The sequence below is a fragment of the Candidatus Pantoea symbiotica genome (assembly GCF_056491525.1).
The window spans coordinates 4119388-4139486 of the sequence record NZ_JBSZHR010000002.1 but is presented as its reverse complement, the minus strand read 5'-3'; the positions used below and the strand labels follow the sequence as shown (position 1 = coordinate 4139486).

16 protein-coding genes, 2 pseudogenes and 1 riboswitch are annotated in these 20099 nt (G+C 52.3%); of the genes and pseudogenes, 8 read left to right on the top strand and 10 right to left on the bottom strand.

What is annotated here, in order from left to right; translation table 11 throughout:
- Positions 1-74: 74 nt before the first annotated feature.
- The 3 genes from eptB to ACXIZX_RS19930 all read right to left on the bottom strand — a co-directional run bounded on the left by eptB (position 75) and on the right by ACXIZX_RS19930 (position 3030).
- A complete protein-coding gene (gene eptB / locus ACXIZX_RS19940) occupies positions 75-1766 on the bottom strand; it encodes a kdo(2)-lipid A phosphoethanolamine 7''-transferase (protein WP_008104619.1) in 1692 nt (563 codons plus the stop codon).
- A gap of 268 nt (positions 1767-2034) precedes the next feature.
- Positions 2035-2463: an organic hydroperoxide resistance protein gene (locus ACXIZX_RS19935; RefSeq protein WP_008104621.1), complete on the bottom strand. Its 429-nt coding sequence runs from the start codon at positions 2461-2463 to the stop codon at positions 2035-2037.
- Between the two features lie 102 nt (positions 2464-2565).
- Positions 2566-3030: a MarR family winged helix-turn-helix transcriptional regulator gene (locus ACXIZX_RS19930; RefSeq protein WP_061719331.1), complete on the bottom strand. Its 465-nt coding sequence runs from the start codon at positions 3028-3030 to the stop codon at positions 2566-2568.
- A gap of 62 nt (positions 3031-3092) precedes the next feature.
- Here ACXIZX_RS19930 and ACXIZX_RS19925 point away from each other — a divergent pair, with 62 nt between their 5' ends.
- A complete protein-coding gene (locus ACXIZX_RS19925) occupies positions 3093-3686 on the top strand; it encodes an HD domain-containing protein (RefSeq protein WP_479404798.1) in 594 nt (197 codons plus the stop codon).
- Positions 3687-3728: 42 nt separating this feature from the next.
- On the opposite strand, the gene ACXIZX_RS19920 is transcribed toward ACXIZX_RS19925, so the two are convergent.
- The 7 genes from ACXIZX_RS19920 to ACXIZX_RS19890 all read right to left on the bottom strand — a co-directional run bounded on the left by ACXIZX_RS19920 (position 3729) and on the right by ACXIZX_RS19890 (position 11949).
- Positions 3729-4025 carry an HTH-type transcriptional regulator gene (locus ACXIZX_RS19920; RefSeq protein ID WP_008104629.1) on the bottom strand — a complete coding sequence of 99 codons (297 nt, stop codon included), beginning with the start codon at positions 4023-4025 and terminating at the stop codon, positions 3729-3731.
- Positions 4026-4272: 247 nt separating this feature from the next.
- On the bottom strand, positions 4273-7872 hold the full coding sequence (gene uca, locus ACXIZX_RS19915) for an urea carboxylase (protein WP_479404797.1): 3600 nt from the start codon (positions 7870-7872) through the stop codon (positions 4273-4275).
- A 79-nt stretch (positions 7873-7951) separates the two neighbouring features.
- Complete coding sequence (locus ACXIZX_RS19910; RefSeq protein ID WP_479404796.1) at positions 7952-8587, bottom strand: urea amidolyase associated protein UAAP2; 636 nt, start codon at positions 8585-8587, stop codon at positions 7952-7954.
- Complete coding sequence (locus ACXIZX_RS19905) at positions 8587-9294, bottom strand: urea amidolyase associated protein UAAP1 (RefSeq protein ID WP_479404795.1); 708 nt, start codon at positions 9292-9294, stop codon at positions 8587-8589. Before ACXIZX_RS19905 ends, ACXIZX_RS19910 begins: the two co-directional genes overlap by 1 nt.
- Positions 9295-9305: 11 nt before the next feature.
- Positions 9306-10052 carry an ABC transporter ATP-binding protein gene (locus tag ACXIZX_RS19900; protein WP_154156897.1) on the bottom strand — a complete coding sequence of 249 codons (747 nt, stop codon included), beginning with the start codon at positions 10050-10052 and terminating at the stop codon, positions 9306-9308.
- Positions 10034-10876 (bottom strand): ABC transporter permease, encoded by an 843-nt coding sequence (locus ACXIZX_RS19895; protein ID WP_479404794.1) that lies wholly within the window; start codon positions 10874-10876, stop codon positions 10034-10036. The genes ACXIZX_RS19900 and ACXIZX_RS19895 overlap by 19 nt, the downstream gene beginning before the upstream one ends.
- A gap of 14 nt (positions 10877-10890) precedes the next feature.
- Entirely contained in the window at positions 10891-11949 is a 1059-nt protein-coding gene (locus ACXIZX_RS19890; protein ID WP_061719325.1) for a putative urea ABC transporter substrate-binding protein, read from the bottom strand.
- Between the two features lie 63 nt (positions 11950-12012).
- Positions 12013-12107: riboswitch (guanidine-I (ykkC/yxkD leader) on the bottom strand.
- A 312-nt stretch (positions 12108-12419) separates the two neighbouring features.
- On the opposite strand from ACXIZX_RS19890, the pseudogene ACXIZX_RS19885 reads away from it, so the two are divergent.
- The 7 genes and pseudogenes from ACXIZX_RS19885 to ACXIZX_RS19855 all read left to right on the top strand — a co-directional run bounded on the left by ACXIZX_RS19885 (position 12420) and on the right by ACXIZX_RS19855 (position 19710).
- Positions 12420-14656 (top strand): annotated as a pseudogene (locus tag ACXIZX_RS19885) (M23 family metallopeptidase).
- A 2-nt stretch (positions 14657-14658) separates the two neighbouring features.
- Positions 14659-15108, top strand: coding sequence for a hypothetical protein (locus ACXIZX_RS19880; RefSeq protein ID WP_179452862.1), 450 nt, complete (start codon positions 14659-14661; stop codon positions 15106-15108).
- 273 nt (positions 15109-15381) lie between these two features.
- Complete coding sequence (locus tag ACXIZX_RS19875) at positions 15382-16065, top strand: hypothetical protein (RefSeq protein ID WP_479404793.1); 684 nt, start codon at positions 15382-15384, stop codon at positions 16063-16065.
- Positions 16066-16100: 35 nt separating this feature from the next.
- Complete coding sequence (locus ACXIZX_RS19870; protein ID WP_479404792.1) at positions 16101-16553, top strand: hypothetical protein; 453 nt, start codon at positions 16101-16103, stop codon at positions 16551-16553.
- 209 nt (positions 16554-16762) lie between these two features.
- Positions 16763-16861: pseudogene (locus ACXIZX_RS19865) on the top strand (ABC transporter permease); the annotation flags it as partial.
- A gap of 9 nt (positions 16862-16870) precedes the next feature.
- Positions 16871-18469: a gamma-glutamyltransferase family protein gene (locus ACXIZX_RS19860; RefSeq protein WP_479404791.1), complete on the top strand. Its 1599-nt coding sequence runs from the start codon at positions 16871-16873 to the stop codon at positions 18467-18469.
- Between the two features lie 527 nt (positions 18470-18996).
- Entirely contained in the window at positions 18997-19710 is a 714-nt protein-coding gene (locus ACXIZX_RS19855; RefSeq protein ID WP_179452866.1) for a DUF3053 domain-containing protein, read from the top strand.
- Positions 19711-20099 lie beyond the last annotated feature (389 nt).

The following is a 20099-nucleotide window of genomic DNA, read 5'->3' as shown; positions in this document are numbered from 1 at the left end:
AAAGCGTCAATGCCTTTTACTGAAAACCGAACCGATCGCCTGGAAAGCAAGCAGAAGTCAGCAACCCCAGAAAATCACAGCGGTTTAGCCGGCGTGGCTGCAGGTGCTGAACACCAGTTATTCGCGTCTTTAATTCCGCCGTCTGGCGAGGTGTAGCCGAGGCAACCCATAATGGTATCGAACAGCTCAACATGGCGATGGGTTTTACCCACGCGCTGCTGCGCCTGCAAACGCTCGAAGTTGCTGCGGTTAGTTGGATCCTCAAGATACTTATCAGAAGCCCACACCATCATCGGCACACGGAACTGCTCCGGTGGCGCCATCTCGCGCGGCGTGCCATGCAAATGCATATTCTCGCTAATTGATTCACCGTGATCGGAGGCGTAGAACACAATCGCCTTCTTATCACGCAGCTGATCAAGCACGCTGTCCAGCATGGTATCCACATACAAAATCGAGTTGTCATAGGCGTTAATCAACTGCGCTTTACTGCACTTCTCATCAACGCCCATGCATTCCGGCTTATAGCGCGCGAAATCACGCGGGTAGCGCTGAGAATAAAGGTAGTGCGAGCCTTTGGTGTGCAGAATCACCACATGCTTGCCTTTCGGGAAGCGTTGTAACGATGCCTGTAATTCCGGCACTAACAGCATGTCATCGACCGCTTTGCCCTGATTACGCTTCTCTGAACCAATCTGCTCGCGGAACGAAAAGTTATTGGTGTCAGCGTTATCGTAGAACCACACTTCGCTCTGCATCGCGAACAACTCAGACGTAAAGCCCAGCTCTTTCAATACAGCGAAAACGTTTTGTTCTTTCAGCGTGCGACCCGGATTATCCATGGTGCCGCCTTCCCGCACGAACATGCAGCGCAGCGACAGCTTGGTGGCGGTATCACAAGACTCACCACGAAACGCGACCAGATTCTTCTCTTTCGACAGCTTCGGCGTGGTATCACGATCGTAGCCAAGCATCCCCATGTGATCCCAGCGCGTAGTTTCGCCAATCACAAACACCATATAGGTATCATCGATGCCCGCAGGCGCGACGTAGGTAAATTTCTTCGCCGGATCGAGCAACTCCTGGCCATCCCACTCTTCATCGACTTTAGTCCAGGCAAACAGGCCCAGCGCGGCGATCCAGTTGGATGGCAGATAGGAGTGCGCCACCACGCCGCCATAACTCGGTAAATCGATGTTGGTGATCTCTTCATTCACCTTTTGCAGCTTGTCGAAATAGCGAATTGGCAGCCATACCAGCGCGACGCTCAGCAGCATAACGGCTATCGGCTTCAGACGTTGGCCAGGCGTTTTAAGTTGTTCAATCAGCGTTTGGCTAAGGTTATTTCGCCAGATCAGCAGCAGCGGCAGCGCGCTCACCAGCACCATCCACAACACGAAATGCAGGCCAATCACTTCTTTAGAGAGATCGATATCGGTGGTCATCACCGAGGCGATAATGCCATAACCAATCACCACGTTGAAAAACGCCATGTAATAGGCGGCAGCAACAGAAATGATCACGGTGAGTGTCGCGAGAATGCGGTAAGCCCATTTCCCGCCCAGCGACAGCAGGCGCATCAGGAAAAAGGTAAGAAGTACGGCAGCCATGACTTCTGCGGCAGCAGAGAGCCAATTAGAGATATTGGATTTTGTTAAAAAGCCGTCAAAGCGGCGATAAAATATTGGCAAATTCAATAAGATGCCCAGATATAAGGCAAGCAGCAGAGACAGCTTCTGCTGCGTTAAACTTTTAATATAATTCATGAAAATATCTATTCCCGACCTGGTGTCGTTGTATCAACCGTTATGTGACTGTTTAAAGACAGCAGAGTTCGCTAAACCGCGGAAAAAGCGTGACGCAAGATGCAGGATCGGGACGATTCCGACTGGCGAAGAGGCGATGGCGCGAAGCCGAGCAGTAGAACATTTAACCAATGGTAAGACCAGACAATTTTTCTAATTGAAGCAGTTCGAATGTAATTCAGATGTAAAAAAGGCTCCCGCAGGAGCCTTGTATCGCTAGCCACATCAATTAGTTGATGATGTTCAGCGTCACATCGATGTTGCCACGCGTTGCGTTTGAGTATGGGCAAACGATGTGTGCCGCATCCACCAGCTTCTGCGCTTCAGCAGCGTCCATCTCTGGCAGATGGATATTCAGCTTGGCTTCAATTCCGAAACCGTTTGGGATTGGGCCAATACCCACTTCGCCTTCAATCCATGCATCTTTCGGCATCGCAATCTTGTCGCGGCCAGCCACAAACTTCATCGCGCCGAGAAAACAGGCTGAATAACCCGCTGCAAACAGCTGCTCTGGGTTAGTCACTTCGCCGCCTGCGCCGCCCATCTCTTTTGGCACGCCCAGTTTTACATCCAGCACGTTGTCAGAAGAAGTCGCACGACCATCACGACCGCCGGTAGCTTTTGCTTTTGCAGTATAAACAACTTGTTCTAAAGACATAAAAACCTCGTTAATTCGCTATATAATCGCGCACTACTTATTATGCGCAAACCTGAACGTCATCTCTTGGGATGTCGGGACAGCGACTTCCCCTACTCAACATCAATTGGCGCGGTAAAGGCTGTCGCGCAACTCGTCTAACTGACCTTTCAGTGATGCCAGTGCCTGATCATCGCAGGCCGTCGCACACTGAATGGCTTCCGGAATGCTTTCTGCTTTTTCACGCAACGCACGACCTTCATCAGTCAGCGTCACCACAACCTGACGCTCATCCTGACGTGAACGCTGGCGTCGCAGTAATCCCGCGCTCTCCAGACGTTTCAGCAGCGGCGTCAGCGTTGCTGAATCAAGAAACAGCTGCTCGCCAATCTCGGAAACCGTCACATCGTCCTGATTCCACAGCACCAGCATCACCAGATATTGCGGATAGGTAATCTCCAGCCTGGATAGCAGCTGGCGATAGACTTTGTGCATCGCGAGGTTCGCCGAATACAGCGCAAAGCAGAGCTGCTGATCTAACTGAAGTGGCGCCTGCTTCACTTTTTTGTCATCTTGATTACTGTTCATGGGTTTGAATATAAATAGCGCGCTAGATAATTGCAAGCGACTTTTCTCTGGGAGAGTGAAATATGCGAGATTCACTGGAAGAGCAAGCGCGCCGTTATGCCACTGAAGCGCATGCTGCTGCGGGTCAACGCCGCAAATACACTGACGAGCCTTACATTGTGCATCCGGCGGCCGTCGCCGAGTTAGTGCGTAGCGTTACCGATGATGAACAGATGATTGCCGCCGCCTGGCTGCATGACACGGTCGAAGACACGCCCAGCACCTTAGACGATATTGAACGCCATTTCGGCCCGCGCGTGACGGAACTGGTGGACCAACTCACCGACAGCGCGCAGCCTGCGGCGAAAAATCGTGCCGCACGTAAGCTGGCGCATTTCCGTCATACCGCCGATGCCTCGCCCGAGGCGCAAACCATCAAGCTTGCCGACATCATCGACAACACTCGCGCCATCGTGCAGTACGATGCCGACTTTGCGCGCATCTATCTGGTGGAAAAGCAGATTCAGATTCAGCTATTGCGCGAGGGCGATAGCCATTTGTGGCAGCAAGCCGAACAAACCATCAAACAGGGATTGGCGCAGTTAGCGCTGCCGCCATACAGCGTGCCGGCGAGTTGGTTCGTCAAACAGGCTGCAAAGTACGGCGCTATAAATTAAAAAACCCGCCATTTAGGCGGGTTGAAGCATCCTAAAAAAGGATTACTCCAGCAGCTGACGCCCCAAATACGGGTTAGCTTGTAATAGCTTCATCAGTTTGCGCGCCGTAGCGGAAGGACGCGTACGTTGCGCCTCCCAGCTTTTAACTGACGAAACGCTGACACCCATCACGCGGGCAAATTCGTCAACCTGCATGCCGGTCATCTCGCGTAAACGCTGCGGCTCGGGAACTGTAGTCTGATTGATAGAAATTTCTGATACGGATGGCTTAGCGTCACGTGTCAAAACAATCTGCTCAAGGCTACTGAGCAACTCGACCATTGGATCTTTTAATTCCATAGAGAACTCCTTAAAAACTCACTATGAAGCACGTGAAAGTAGAGAGGTAAGCGCCACCAGGCGCTGAAACCGGACGATCAGGCTGTATCCCGTAGCGGTTTCGCATAGTTATTATCAAACCGATGCGGGACACAGCCTGTTGAGCACTGCAAAAGATGTCAGGGCAATGCAACAATAGTTCGGGTTTCTAAGTATGGGACAGATCCCCGACTTTGCTGCCAGATTCCTGATTATTTTTTATTCTTTCTTATGCCACTTTTGGGTCGATCACCATAAGCAATTGACCCGCCTGCACTTGCTGCCCAGACTGCCGCGTCAGACTATGGATTTTTCCACTGACGGGCGCGACGATCGGGATTTCCATCTTCATTGATTCGAGTATGCCGACCGTGGCACCCGCACGAATTTCACTGCCTTCCTCCACCAGCCATTGCCACACGCTGCCCGCCACCTGGCTCTCAACGGGATGACATCCCGCTGGCACCACAATCTCTTCGCTGCTCTGCGCTTGCAGCTGGCTATCGAAGGTAAACTGCCCTTCCGCTCGCCAGCGCGCCAACTCCTCATCAAATGCCTGCTGGCGCTGCCGCTGGAAGGCATCGATCTCATGCGCTTGCTGCGTCAGCATCGCCTGATAGGCGGCGAGACGGAATTCGCCTTGTTCCACGCGCAGCGGATAATCGCCCCACGGAAAACGCTCACGAATCTGCAGCAGCTCGTCGGCCTCTACCGGATAAAAACGAATTTGATCGAAGAAGCGCAGTAACCAGGGCTGGGTAAACGCGGCGGTTGGGCGATCGCGGTTCCACATCTGCATGGTGCGTCCAACAAACTGATAGCCGCCCGGCCCTTCCATACCGTACACACACATATATGCGCCGCCGATACCGACCGAATTCTCCGCCGTCCAGGTGCGCGCCGGATTATATTTGGTAGTCACCAGCCGATGGCGCGGATCGAGTGGCGTCGCCACTGGCGCACCGAGATAGACATCGCCCAATCCCATCACCAGATAAGAGGCGCTAAATACGATCTCTTTTACCGCCTCAATGCTATCCAGCCCATTGATGCGGCGAATAAATTCAATATTGCTTGGGCACCAGGGCGCATTCGGTCTGACGGATTGGTCGTAGCGCACAATCGCTTCACGGCAGGCTGCATCATCCCAGCTGAGCGGCAGCCATATGGTGCGCGAAGGCACGGCTGCATCGGCCAGGCTACCCAATGCTAAATCAGCGTGCAATATTTGCGCCAATAGCTCACTTCTTGCACACAACTGCGCGTCATAATGGATTTGTAGCGAGCGGATGCCGGGCGTCAATTCCAGTTGCCCCGGCAGCGGATGCGCTTCCAGCCATTGCATCAGCGCATGCACGCGAAAACGCAACGCGATATCCAGCTGCAAATCGCCATATTCCACCAGCAGAAAACGGTCGCCCGCCGCCCGAATACAGAGCGAAGGACGTTGATCCGATGCCGCAAGATGGTGCAGCACAGGATCAATCAAGGGCAGCGCCGCGTTCACTGTAATCGGTTGAGATTGCAGTTTGATGATCTCATCACGCTGCGCCTGCGCCAGCTGATCGGCGGTGGCGAGATCGATCGGCTGGAACTGCACGCGATCGCCGGCTTTCAGCTGCCCCAGCTTCCACAGATCGGCCTCGATCACCGTTGCCGGGCAGACAAATCCTCCCAGCGATGGGCCATCTGGACCGAGGATCACCGGCATATCGCCGGTAAAATCCACCGTGCCGAAGGCGTACGCATTGTCATGAATATTCGAAGGATGCATGCCCGCTTCGCCACCGTCGCTGCGCGCCCAGGTCGGTTTTGGGCCGATCAGGCGAATACCGGTGCGGCTGGAGTTGTAGTGCACTTGCCACACAGCGGCAAAAAATTCCGCGATGTCGTCATCGGTGAAGAAGGTGGGCGCGCCATGCGGGCCGTAAATCACCCGTAACTGCCAGCAACCGTTAAGTTGCGGCAGCAGTTCGTCAGGCAATGTTGCGGCACTCAGCACCTGCGGCGCAGCGAGATGCAGCACATCACCGGCGCGCAGCGCGCGTCCGGCATGACCACCAAATTTGCCGAGGGTGAAAGTGCTGCGGCTGCCCAGATAGCGCGGCGTGTCGAGGCCACCGGCCAGCAGCAGATAGCTGCGGCTGCCGTCGCGCACCTCGCTAAGCGTCAGCGTTTGCCCGGCCTGCGCCGTTAGCCGCTGATTCATCGGTAATCTTTGTTGATCAAGCTGAGCAGCAATCGGCGCACCGGTCAGTACAAAACTACATGCCTGATTGAAGCGCAGCGTCGGGCCACGCAAGGTGATCTCCAGCCCGGCGGCCTGAGCATCGTTGTCTAACAGGCGATTTCCGAGCTGGAACGCTCGGCTGTCGAACGGACCGGAAGGCGGCACGCCAACATGCCAATAGCCGATGCGGCCCGGCGCATCTTGCACCGTGGTTAAGGTGCCGCCGCTGATAATATCCAGCGTTGGTGGCTGCCACTGCATGGTGCCGAGCGTGGCGGTGATGATGCGTCCCTGCTGTACTTCCGGCAGCGTGCACAGCTGGCGCAGCCACAGTAAATTGGTTTCGATGCCGTACAGCTCGGTGGCGTGCAGCGCCTGCATCATACTGCCGAGCGCGCTGGCGCGATCGGCGGCATGAACAATCACCTTCGCCAGCATCGGATCGTAAAACGGCGAAACCTCCATGCCGCTCTCAACGCTGCTGTCGATCCGCAGCGTTGCGCCTCCCATCTCAGTCGGGAATTGCACATGGCTGAGTAATCCGGCGCTGGGCTGGAACTGCTTAGCGGGATCTTCGGCGTAAAGCCGTACCTGAATGGCGTGACCTTGCGCGACCGGCTGCAAATCAGCCAGCGGCGGTAATTTTTGCTGCGCCAGTTCCACCATCCAGCGCACCAAATCAACGCCATACACCATTTCGGTCACGCCATGTTCCACCTGCAAGCGCGTGTTCACTTCGAGGAACCAGAACTGCTGGCTGGCATCGTCATACACATATTCCACCGTGCCTGCGCTGCGATAGTTCACCGCCCGCGCCAGCCGCACGGCGGTAGCCTGCAACTGCGCGCGTACGGCGGCGCTCAAGCCCGGTGCAGGCGTCTCTTCCAGCACCTTTTGATTACGACGCTGAGCAGAGCAATCACGCTCGCCGAGCGCGATCACTTCACCTGCGCCGTCGCCAAAAATCTGCACTTCGATATGGCGTGCACGCGCAATAAACTTCTCTAAAAATACGCCATCGTCGGCGAAGTTATTACCTGCCAGGCGCTTCACGCGAGTAAATGCCGCGTCGAGCTGTTCGGCATCGTCACAGCGCTGCATACCAATCCCGCCGCCGCCCGCGGTGCTTTTCAACATTACCGGATAGCCAATCTGCGCCGCCATCTGCTGCGCCTCGGCCAGCGAAGCCAGTAAGCCGCTGCCCGGCAGCAGCGGCACATGGTTCTGTTCGGCCAGCGCACGCGCGCTGTGTTTAAGGCCAAAGGCCGCCATCTGCTGCGCGCTCGGCCCAAGAAAATGTACGCCCGCCGCTTCGCAACGCTTTACAAAATCTGGATTTTCACTGAGAAAACCGTAGCCCGGATGCAGCGCCTGCGCGCCACTCTGCGCGGCTATCACCAGCAATTTATCCTGATTGAGATAAGTGTCTCGCACCTGACCTTCGCCGAGCGACCAGGCTTCATCCGCCAGACGTACATGGCGCGCATGGCGGTCGGCTTCGGCATATACGGCAATCGCCCGGATATTCATGGCTTGCAGGGTACGAATAATGCGCACGGCAATCGCGCCACGGTTGGCAATTAATACGCGATCAATCATGACTGAATACTCTCGTTGCGGCAGGTCGTCCTGCGTGGCATTGACGGCAGAAAACGGGTCGTCCCGTTGCGTCAGAGAATCACCACACGCTGACTAAAATCGGCGTTGGGTTATAACCGTTGCAGGGATTGTTGAGCTGCGGGCAGTTGGAGATCAGCACCAGCACGTTGATTTGCGCCACCATCTCGACATATTTTCCCGGCGCTGAAATGCCGTCGGCAAAGGTTAATCCGCCGTCATGCGTCACCGGCACGTTCATGAAAAAATTGATGTTATGGGTGATGTCGCGGCGCGTCAGGCCGAACTCCGGCTTTTCCGCCACCGCCAGCATCCAGCTATCGCGGCACGAATGCATATGGCGCTTTTCCAGGTCATAGCGCACCGTGTTGCTCTCGCACGAGCAGGCGCCGCCAAGCGTGTCGTGACGGCCACAGGTATCGGCGGTAATGGTCAACATTGGGCGATCAAGGTTGGAGCGCAGTACGCTGCCCGCAATCAGAAACACGTTGTTCTGCCCGCGCAGCGTGTCGCTCATGCTGTAGCGTTCAGCGGTGTCATCAGCATTGAAAAACAGCGTATCGGCGGCCTGATTGCCTTCCAGATCGGTGATGCGTAGCGTCTGACCGGCTTCGATGAGATGTAGCCAGTAATCGCCGGCATCAATTTTTTGCTGTAAGCGCGCTTCGGCTGGATTGAGCGGACTTTCAGTGATCATCACATTTCTCCTTGCAGTTGATACAGCGCGTTATTACGCAAGCCGCGTTGATTTTCAGCACGTTGCAGACAGATTTCGGGCAATGGCGCGTGCTGCGCATCCAGTTCGATCTGCACCGGCTGGCGCGGATAATCCTGCGATGCGCTCAGCGGATGCGGGCAAGTGTGCAGCAGCACAAGAGTGTCCATCGCGAAACGTAAACGCACGCTGGCACCCGCCGCGCCCTGACGTTCCAGCTGCAAAGTGCCGTTATCGTCGGCGCGCACCTGCGCAAACAGGTTGAGGCAGGACGCCATATCGCGCTGGCCGAGCCCATATTTCGCCAGCTCGACGAGAAAGCTGTCATAGCCGTTTTGATGGCGCAGGTTGCGCGCCTGCTGATACGTGCTGGCACCAAAACGCGCGGCGGTTTGTTCGGCATTCAGCGTGCCGCACACGCTTTCATGCCAGCCGAAGCTGTCGTGTTCGATGCCGCAGAAAATGCGTCCCATATCTGAATAGAGACAGTGACCGGCGGTGAGGCGGAAAGTGTGCTGGCACTTCAAAGTGTCGGGCGCGTTGTAGCGCTCCAGCAGGTTTTCCGGGTTGTAAAACAGCAGGCCGACGTTGGCACCACCTTCCACATCGGTGAGGGTCAGCGCACTACCGCTACGCATCACCAGTGACCAGTGCGCGCCGCTCGGCAACAAGGTTTGATAAGGCTTCATGGTTTTCTCCTTTAGGCGACCAGCGGTTCGGATGGCTGTGTGCGATCCAGCGGCAGGTCGTAAGTGATGGTCGCGCCCCAGGCTTCAGGCGCGTGTGGATCGTGGCGCAGCTTGTCAAACACCAGCAGACGCGAGGCGAGGCTAAATCCCTCTTTCAGATCGTGGGTGATCATGAAAATGGTCAGGTTATGCTGCTGCCACAAGCGGGTGATCAGTTGGTGCATCTCGCTGCGGATGCCGGGATCGAGTGCGCCAAAAGGTTCATCCAGCAGCAAAATGCGCGGCTGCTTCATCAACGCCTGCGCCAGCGCCAGACGCTGCTGCATGCCGCCCGACAGCTGATGCGGATATTTATTCTGTGCATGTTCCAGCCCGACCTGCGCCAGCATGGCCTGCGCACGCTGGCGAATCGCCTGACGCTTCTTTCCCCACACGCGGCCCAGCCAACGCGCGCTGCTGAACTCGTCGCCCAGCATCACGTTGCCCAGCACCGTCAAATGCGGGAACACCGAATAGCGCTGAAACACCACGCCGCGATGCGCATCCGGTTCGTCGGGGATCGGTTCACCATCCAGTAACAGCTGGCCTTTGCTGGGCGCTTCAGTGCCGAGCAGCATATTCAGGAAGGTGGTTTTGCCGCAGCCGGACGCACCGACAATCGCCACAAACTCGCCCTCTTCGACCTCGATATTGAGACGTTCCAGCACCACTTGCTGACCGTAATGTTTCTCAAGATTTTTCAGTTGCAGTAACGGCATCGCTCGCCCCTTAATTTCGCGTGATACCACGGCCAGCAGCGACGGCTAATCAGCCGCAGCAACAGGTCGAGCAGGAAGGCCAGCAGCGCGATCCACGCCACGTACGGCAGAATCACATCCATTGCCAGATAACGTCGCATCAGGAAGATGCGATAACCCAAACCTTCCGTGGCGGCGATGGCTTCGGCGGCAATCAGAAACAGCCACGCTGACGCCAGCGACAGCCGTACCGCATCCAACAGGCGCGGCATCAGCTGCGGCAGGATCACGCGCCACAAAATCTGGGCGCTGTGTGCACCGAGCGTTTGCGCCTTCACCAACTGCTCGCGTGGGATCTTCTGCACCTGCAGCTGCAAATCGCGGGTAATCAACGGCGTGATGCCAATGACAATCAGCACCACTTTTGACACTTCGCCGAGGCCAAAACAGATAAACAGAATCGGCAGAATCGCCAGCGGCGGCACCAGCGCAAACAGCGTCACCAGCGGCGCCAGCACCGCCCGCACCACCGGCAGCGCGCCGGTGAACAGACCCAGCGCCAGCGCTAGTAGCGCGCTGATCGCTACGCCGCATAGCAAACGCAGCAAACTGGCGGCGGTATCACTCCACAGCAGATATTCACCGGTGCGCGGGCTGGGCTGAAACGCCATGCGGCTGATGGCGTCGCCCATGGCGTTAAAGCCCGGCAACAGCTTGTCTGCCGCATTCAGACTGAGACGCGCATCCGACGCCAACAGATACACCAGCAGCAGCGCCAGCAGCGGCAAAATGCCCAGCAGCAAGCGCCCCAGCGGCAGCGGTTGGTAGTTGATCAACTTACGCATCGGCATCGCCTCGCTTACAGCTGCCCGGCGGCGGCCATTTTGGTGTACTCATCGGTGAAGCGCAGTTTGAGGTTGCCCGCATCGCCCCAATTGCCCGCAGGCGTTGCCACGCCAACCACATCGGCGCTCGGCGCGCCCTCGCCCAGCAAGCCGTGCTTGAATGAGAACTCGGCGACCATCTGCATGGTGGCTTTGAGCTGTGGGCTTTGGACGAAATCGAGGGTAGTTTTGGCATCGCTAAACAGATGCGTAGCGGCCAGCTGCTGATCAAAGCCCGCCAGATCGGTGCCGGAAGCCTGCGCCATTTGTGTGCGTGCCGCTTTGGCGCTGTCGGTTGGGCCGGACATGGTTTTCAGCGTTTCATACCATGCGCCGGTCAGCGCTTTGCCGAGCTGCGGATACTTCTGCAGCGTGGCACTGTTGACCACCAGCAGATCGAGGATTTCGCCCGGAATTTGAGCGGAAGAGAAAATCAGATGGCTGTTCGGCTGCTTCTCCGCTTCGGCAAGCAGCGGATTCCAGGTCACGATAGCGTTGACGTCGGCGGTGCCAAACGCCGCCACCAAATCGGCATCGGCGGTGTTCACCACTTTGACGTCTTTCTCGCTCATGCCGGATTTCTCCAGCGCCCGCGCCAGCAGGTAATGCGAAACCGAGAGCTCGACCAGATTGATCGGCTTGCCTTTCAGCGCCGAGAGGTTGCCCGCGCCTTTCAGCAGAATACCGTCGTTACCGTTGGAGTAATCGCCGACGATCAGCGCTGTGCTATCTACGCCGCCGGTAGCGGGAATGGTTAGCGCATCCATGTTGGTCATGGTGCAACCAGCAAAACCACCTGCGGTGTATTGGTTCACCGACTCGATGTAGTCATTAACCTGCACAAACTGGATATCGATGCCGTATTTGTCGGCCCATTTTTTGACAATGCCGCTCTGCTGCGCGTAATCCCACGGCATCCAGCCCGCGTAGATCGACCAGCAAATCTTGAAGGAGGGTTTGTCGGCGGCCAGCGTGTTGACGCTGAACAGCGTGATGGTGCAAAGCAACAGCAGGCGAAGGCAGGCTTTGATCATGATGGTTCCTCTGACGTTAACGGGCGAAAAAAAAGCAGGAGGCGGCGAGCAACGTTCTCGCTTTCCTCCCGGGCTTTTTTCCCGCCGTGTAACCGTCAGAGGACGGTCGGTCACTCTCGGACCAGCATCTTTCGACCGGAACCCTAGTGACCCATTGCAAATTGTCTGGCGACGTCGGTTGCCCGCTATCGCTCCTGCATCTGCGTATACACATACAAAATGGATGCCAAGGTTATATCCAGCTGAAAAACATCAATTATTAACTAATCGCGCGTTGCCGCATGGCTGGCATTGCACAGATAAGCAGCGTGCGCGCACCACTGTGAAGCGGAAGAATTTGCAGTTTTCTGGCGATGCATCACAGCGCGTTACGCTTTTTTTGCTTTCCTTTATTCGCTTACATTAAGATAAAAACCGATTAGACCTATACAAAGCAGGGTTTTTAAGCGCTATACATACAAGGAGTTAGTATGATTATTAGCCCGCCATTTATTCGTGTAAGAAACGCTGAAACCAGTGACGCAGCATGGGTTGAAAGCATGATGCCCATTGATGCCCGCCGGAATTTCCCTATTAATGCCAGTGCATCATGGCATGGGGAATTCACATTATTCACACTGACCGAATCGATAATGAACACCATGAGCGAATTGAATATGTTCGTGCGATTGCAGATGGAGTCGTGGTCTCGTTCCGTCAGCCTTCAACTATTGAGAAGCGCGATGCCTTTCCGCTTAATTACGATGGCAGAACCGATGACGGCTATGTGTTGCTGAAGCATGAGACGGAAATTGGCGAAGATTGCAATATTGTGTATTACTCCCTCTATATGCACTTGAGGGACAGACTGGACCCGGCGATTACGACTGGAGCCAAAGTCTGGCGTAAAGATCCATTAGGTCAATCCGGCATGGTAGATAATACCAACGCCTTCCACTTCCAGATATTTTGTGATGACACAAATATGCTGAAGTTAACTGGGCGTACCGCAACGGAGTTGGATATAACCAGTGATGGCCGAACAGATACCCTATACGGTGATATCCACTTTTATTTGCCTGCAGGCACTGTGTTTTATGAAAGAATGCCCGAACACAATTCGCCGGATGCCACCCGTCTTAGCAGTGTTCATACCAGTACTGAGCCGCTTTACGTCAGCATGAGCTTTGTAAAAGGCGACTGCTCGATGATTACTCGTAGAAAAAATGTAACTAGCTTTGCTAATTACGATGAGGTTGGCGATCCGTTGGTAAATACTGATGCTCATCCAAACGATAATTCCCCAGGCATGGAATTAAAGTATGAGTATAATTTGTACAATACATCTGTGCGCCTGTATCCACAAAGTCCATCTGCCGGATTTGAGCTACTTCACTTTGGCCGTATCATTAATACTGACAATGAAACTCTTACACCTTCCAATGCACCACTGTGGCGAACCATAAACTACCCCGGCGGAGTGGGTGTAGTAAATCTAGCTGCATCTGAAATAAAAAAATTCAGTGATGCTGATTTCCCTCACTGGACGGGATGGCAAATGATTGACGATGATGCGGACAGTAATAGCCAATGTAATTCTCCCCTGATTACAGAATTACGGAACAATGAAAGTTTCAGCAATCTGCGCAGTAAGCTGATTTGCCACTTCCCGCTGGAATGGAATTCAGCAACCTTTGACCTGCGTTTTTCCTGGCTGAAAGCAGGTAGTGATGAGGAACCAGCTCTATCAGAAGATGATTACAACAGAATTAAAGACCATGCTTCAGCGCTATGCTTTGATATCGGTGCACTCGGTTCAGGTAGGCTTTGGCATTTCCATCCTGTGGGTTTCATAAGTCATTTTCGCAAATGCTGCTGGTTAAGCAAGCGAGAGCTTAAGCAACTTATCCCTAAGAACGTATTAAACATGATTCGATGGGAGCCAATTAATTATCAGGATGATGAGCAGAGCACAGCGGGAAGTATTCGTACAATTTTGAACAAAATGATGCAGAAGCACCTGATCACAACGCCGCTTCGTATAGCCTGCTTTTTAGGAAATGCTATTCAGGAAACTGGTTGGCTGAGAACGATGAAAGAGGGATACAGATATACTGAACGGGAACCAGGAACTCGACGGATAATACGTAGCTACAATATCTGGTATTATCCATGGTATGGGCGTGGACTTCTTCAGCTGACAAACCCTGCGAATTACTTCAGCTACTTCACTTTCAGAGGATATCAATACCCTGAGAATATTAAGAATGTCCTGACAGCCGAATATAGCAGATTGTATGGGTCGCGTGATCAAAGGTATTCTAACAACCATCTATCTGACACTGAGAATAATCTAACTGCCAACATCATAGCGTGGCGTGACAATATCGGTGAGGAACATTATGAATCAGCCGAAAGCGCTGGCTTTTACTGGATTTCGAGAAAAATGGCCTTCTATTCTGATGCTATTCATAATCTTGAACGATGCAGCGTAAGAACCAACGCCGGAACAAAAATATACTATCGTAGTCCAGCATTCTGGAAAGCCAGTGCCGCAGTAAATTTGCCAAATAGAATAAATACAATTTATTCACAAGCTTTAAACGGTTTTGATGCACGTTGCTGTGTCTATGGCAGTGCCATATATGTACTGACAGAACAAAAATACCCCAGCGAAGTCCAAGATGTCGTGTGTGAAAAACCCGAATCAGAACAATTGAGAAGATAACAATGGAAATGATAAATAAGTTTTTTATTTCAAATATTTTTTTAACATGCATATTTTGCACTAATACATATGCAAACACACTAAACTTCGAATGTGCTACTGATAACAATAAAAATATTGCACTTTATAGTGACGAAAAAACCATAACATATACATTTGGAAAAGCAAAAGAAGAGCCTGAAATTATAATAAAAAAAGACAGAAAGGAAGTAAACTTTGACTTAGAAAACCCTGATGGTGGTGGGTTAAGTAACTCTATAGAGATAAAAAACGGAGACTATAATTATCAATTGATTTCAGTAATTGATAACCTTTCTGAAGAGCATGGTTCAACCACTTTATTAAACATAATTAGCAAAGGACGAATTTTAAAAACCATTTATTGCATTCCAAACAGTGAGTATGGATCTCTGATTAGTACAGACCCAGCATACTTAGGGCCACTAAAATGAATTAAGAATAAATCCCGCTTATTATATTCATTTGGATAGAATTTTAATGTTATTTTAAAAAACTTAAACTTTTTTGAGTGGATGCAATGAATGTTAACAGCGGAATCATCTCTTATTATATATTTTGACTACTTTTGATTCAGATCTTTGCTTAAGCGCATTTCTTGAGTCTTGATTGAAGATTAAGAATAATATCCATGGCATGTGCATGAAGTATATTTTGGCAGGCCTAGTTATTAGATTGACTAGGTCAAATCAATTAAGGAGAGATTAATGCAGAACTCATTGGTATTTATGACGATTTTATTTTTCTCAAATACTACATTATGTGCGATCACGCCAGAAATAACGAATCCAGATAAATTTAATGAGAATATTTACATCGTTAAACATTTATCTGCTAACAGAGGATACTCACCAAGTCTGGGAAGTGACTGCGGTAATATTACATTGAAAGATTTTACTCCAAAAATTTATCGCTCTCAAAAAAACAAGACTAACAATCCAATATATCAGGGAATAACTTTACAGTTTTGTTCCATTGAGAAAGAGGCTAAGAGTAACGGATATGTTGCTGGAATGCTTCTTCCAGAAAGAATCTATTTTGATAATAAAGATAAGATATGGAAAAATAAAATAAAAAAAATGAGTACGCACGATATAATAGCCTCACAGAGGCTTTATGGTGTAAAAAATATTAACGAATTAAAAGCCATTAAGATTTACAATATCGAATCTGTCAATGCCAGTGGCTATGCTATTATCGACTATAATATAACCAAGGAAGAACAAAGAAGTAACATCAAGAAGAAACTGTCTTTCTGTTTATTTAGTAATACCGAGGCGTTTTGCGGCTCAGGGTCAATGATATACTTATTTGACGGGAAAGAAGTTGATTTTACCAATTACGTACTAAAATCTCTTGAAACCGTTGAAATAACCCCTCTGTTAAATTGAATTATTATAGCAGCAAGTGAAAAAGGAAATAGAAAATGAAAAGCATTAGAATAAGTGCTTTCCATATATATAGTTTTATAGCATTATTATTTTGCACTAGTACTTATGCAAGTATACTAAATTTCAAATGCTCTATAGACAACAATAAATACATTGCACTTTATAGTGACAAAAAAACCATCACATATACGCTTGGAAAAACAAAAGAAAAGCCTGAAATTGTGGTGAAAAAAGACAGAAAGGAAGTAAACTTTGACCTTGAAAACCCTGATGGTGGTGGATTAAGCAGCTCTATAGAGATAAGAAATGGAAACTATAGTTATCAATTGATTTCAGTTATTGATAAAATATCGGAAAGACATAATTCAACCACTTTATTAAATGTAATTAACAAAGGAAGGATATTAAGAACTATTTATTGTATACCAAACAGTGAATATGGCTCTTTGACCAGTTCAGACCCAGCATACTTAGGTTCTATGCAATGAATTAAGAATATATCTCGTTTGCCAAATGCAATCGCATGGATTTATTGCATTGATATTAAAATTCGCAAACAGATGAAATGTAAGTTCGCAGCAGGATCATTTCTCATTAGTTAGTTTTCCTGTTTAAAATCTGGTGATAGCGTTAAATACATTTCTTGATCCTCATTAGGAGATCATAACATTTTGCCTCTGGCCGTTTCGCTATCTGAATTTTCCCCGGCCTGGCTATTTTTCTCACCGTGCAGGGCTTCAACCTGCTGGGCGACGGCTTGCGCGACGCGCTCGACCCACGCGATGACTCACACTAAGGAACGATCATGAGTGAACTGGATTTTAACGTCAGCTATGCCTCACACCGCGTACCGATGATGGGACGCAACGCGGTTGCTACCTCACAACCGCTGGCGGCGCAGGCCGGAATGCGCATGCTGCAACAGGGCGGCAATGCGGTGGATGCGGCGATTGCCAGTGCAATGGCGTTAACCGTGCTGGAGCCCAGCGGCAACGGCCTCGGCAGTGATGCCTTTGCGATTATCTGGGATGGCAAAAAACTGCACGGTTTGAATGCCTCGGGCCGCTCGCCTGCGGCATGGAACCCGGAACGCTTTGCCGGACGCGATGCCATGCCGGAAATTGGCTGGGAAGCGGTCACCGTGCCGGGCGCGGTTTCGGCGTGGGTTGAGCTAGCCGAACGCTTTGGCACGCTGCCGCTTACCACGCTGGCGCAACCGGCTATTGAATACGCGCGTGACGGTTTCCCGGTTTCACCGCTGATTGGTCATCTATGGCAACGCGCCTACAACAAGCTGAAAGATCAGCCTGGTTTTGTCGAGTGCTTTGCACCTGAGGGTCGCCCGCCGCGTGCTGGAGAACTGTTCCGCAATCCGGCGCAAGCCGAAACGCTGCAAAAAATCGCCGAAACGCGTGGTGAAGCCTTCTATCGTGGCGAACTGGCTGAAAAAATAGTGGCGTTTGCTCAGCAGCATGGCGCGGCGCTCAGCCTTGATGATCTGAAAAATCATCGCGCTGATTGGGTGGAATTGTTATCGCGCCCGTTTGCGGGCGGATCGGTGCAGGAACTGCCGCCGAACGGTCAGGGCATCGCCACCTTGATTTCGCTGGGCATTCTCGAACAGTGGGATATTGGCCGCTATGAACCGGATTCGGTGCCGTGGCTGCATCTGTCGATTGAAGCGATGAAGCTGGCGCTGGCCGATTTAGATCGTTACGTCAGCGATTACGATCACCTCGAGTTCCCGGCGGAACTGCTGCTGAGCGATGAATATTTGAAACAGCGCGCGCAGCTGATTAATCCCGATCGGGCCGGGGATTTTACCTTTGGTTCCCCGCAGCAGAGCGGCACGGTGTATCTCTCCACCGCCGATGCCAGCGGCATGATGGTTTCCTTTATACAGTCAAACTACATGGGCTTCGGTTCTGGCGTAGTGGTGCCAGGCACCGGCATCAGCCTGCAAAACCGTGGCTGTGGTTTCTCACTCGATCCACAGCATCCCAATGTGGTGGCTGGCGGCAAGCGTCCGTTCCACACCATCATTCCGGCGTTTGCCCTCGACGGTGACGGCCAGCCGCTGATGTCGTTTGGCGTGATGGGCGGCCCGATGCAGGCACAAGGTCATTTGCAGATGGCGCTGCGCATCATGCAGCACAAGCAAAACCCGCAGGCGGCGATTGATGCACCACGCTGGCGCGTTGAGCAAGGGCGTGCGGTGGTGGTTGAGCCGGGCATCGACCGTAACGTGCTGGCAAAGCTGCGCGAGATGGGGCATCAAATTACGCTGGAAGATCCGCTGCTCGGCTATAACTTCGGCGGTGCGCAGGCGATTGTGCGCGATCCGCAAGGCTTCTATATCGCCGCCACTGAAAGCCGTAAGGATGGGCAGGCGCTGGTGTTCTGATTTGCTGTTTTAAAAAAGGTCACCATAAATGGTGACCCTACGGGATTTGCAGCGATTGTGAGCCAGGAAAATGTATTGTTGCTGCAGCGCGGGTGTTGAGGCGACATCCGAACCCGCTGAGCGAACGAGGGATTCCAGGGCGAGCCGCATGGATGCGGCGAGAGGTGGCGCTGAGCAGGAGCGAATCGACACCGGTCCGTCAGGAATCGTGAATGAGTGAAGGTACCGCGCAGCGGCGGGTTGGGCTGGCGCAAGGCCCGGGAGTGCAGAGGGCGCGGCCAGGCGTCCTCTGCTCGGTCGCCGCACCAAGGTGCTGCAACTGCCTCTGCAAGAGGCGAACGAAAGTCGCTTTGTGCTTAGCTGATCGGCATTACACCATAAATGGTGACCCTACAAATCCGCCATTTCCTTGTCGGGTGCGCATTTATGCGCACCAGGCAAACGCCGCCCGTTGTACCCGCCAGGCCATTGCACTATCCTTTAGGACCATTCCCATCGAATCGAATTTGCCATAACAGGAGTTAATCATGGCGTCAGGAATTTCCCGCATCTGGATGCGTACCGGCATGCTGATGGTCAGTGCCTTGGTCGTGCTGCAACTTACGGCCTGTGGCGACAAAGAGGGCGATCAGCGTAAAGCTTTCAGTGACTTCCTTCAGAACACAGTGATGCGCAGCGGCGAGCATCTGCCAAGCCTGAGTGAAAACCAGAAGCAGACCTTCGGTAACTACGCCAGCGATTACGCCATCCTTTATGGTTTCTCGCAGCAGACCAATCAGGCGATTGAGCAAGGTATGCGTCCGGTGGTTGATGAGTTAGCGGCGATTCGTGTACCGCAGGATTACCTGACGCGCCGCGATAGCCTGCGCCAGGCCAGCGGTAATCTGAGCGTGCTGACCCAGCAGATTCAGAGCGCCAAAATGCAGGCGGAAAGCAGCAAAGCCACGCTGAAACAGCCGGATGATCTGAAGAAAGTCTACGACGCCGCGTTTATCAAAGTGGTAACGCAGCCAGCCAGCACGCTGATTCCGTTGCTGCCACAGCTGCAGGCGCTGAGCCAGGCGGCGGTGCAAACCGGCGACTATCTGCAATCGCAAGGCACACGCGTAACCTTCAACGACGGCGGCGTGCAGTTCCCAACCCAGGATCAGGCAACGCAATACAACACGCTGATGAGCAATCTCTCCAGCAATGCGCAGGCGCTGACGCAAGCGCAAAATGCGGTGCAAGGCGGGTTATAACAGCCGATATATTTTAGTGGTCGCCATCAATGGCGACCCTACAAGTCTATTATCTCTTTTCAGAATTTCGTCACTTCCTTACAGCTCACTTTTCTGCTGCAGCATATTGTGATCTGGCGCATTTTCGACCAAAAATAGTTTGTGACATTGATCACATTTACACAACAAAGCACCCAGCGCAAAAGGTGACTTAAGTCACATTCATCATCTTGTTTTGCTTAATTTTTCGGCATCGTTGCTTTCTTACAGCGTCTTTTTGTGATCGGCATCACCTTATTGCACCCCAACCACCCCAACTTAGCGTGATCTGCATCACACTTAGGTGCTGCTCTACGCAGCGTAATAAACTAGTGCTAGAGTCCGCGTGCATACAGTAATGCCACGGCCCC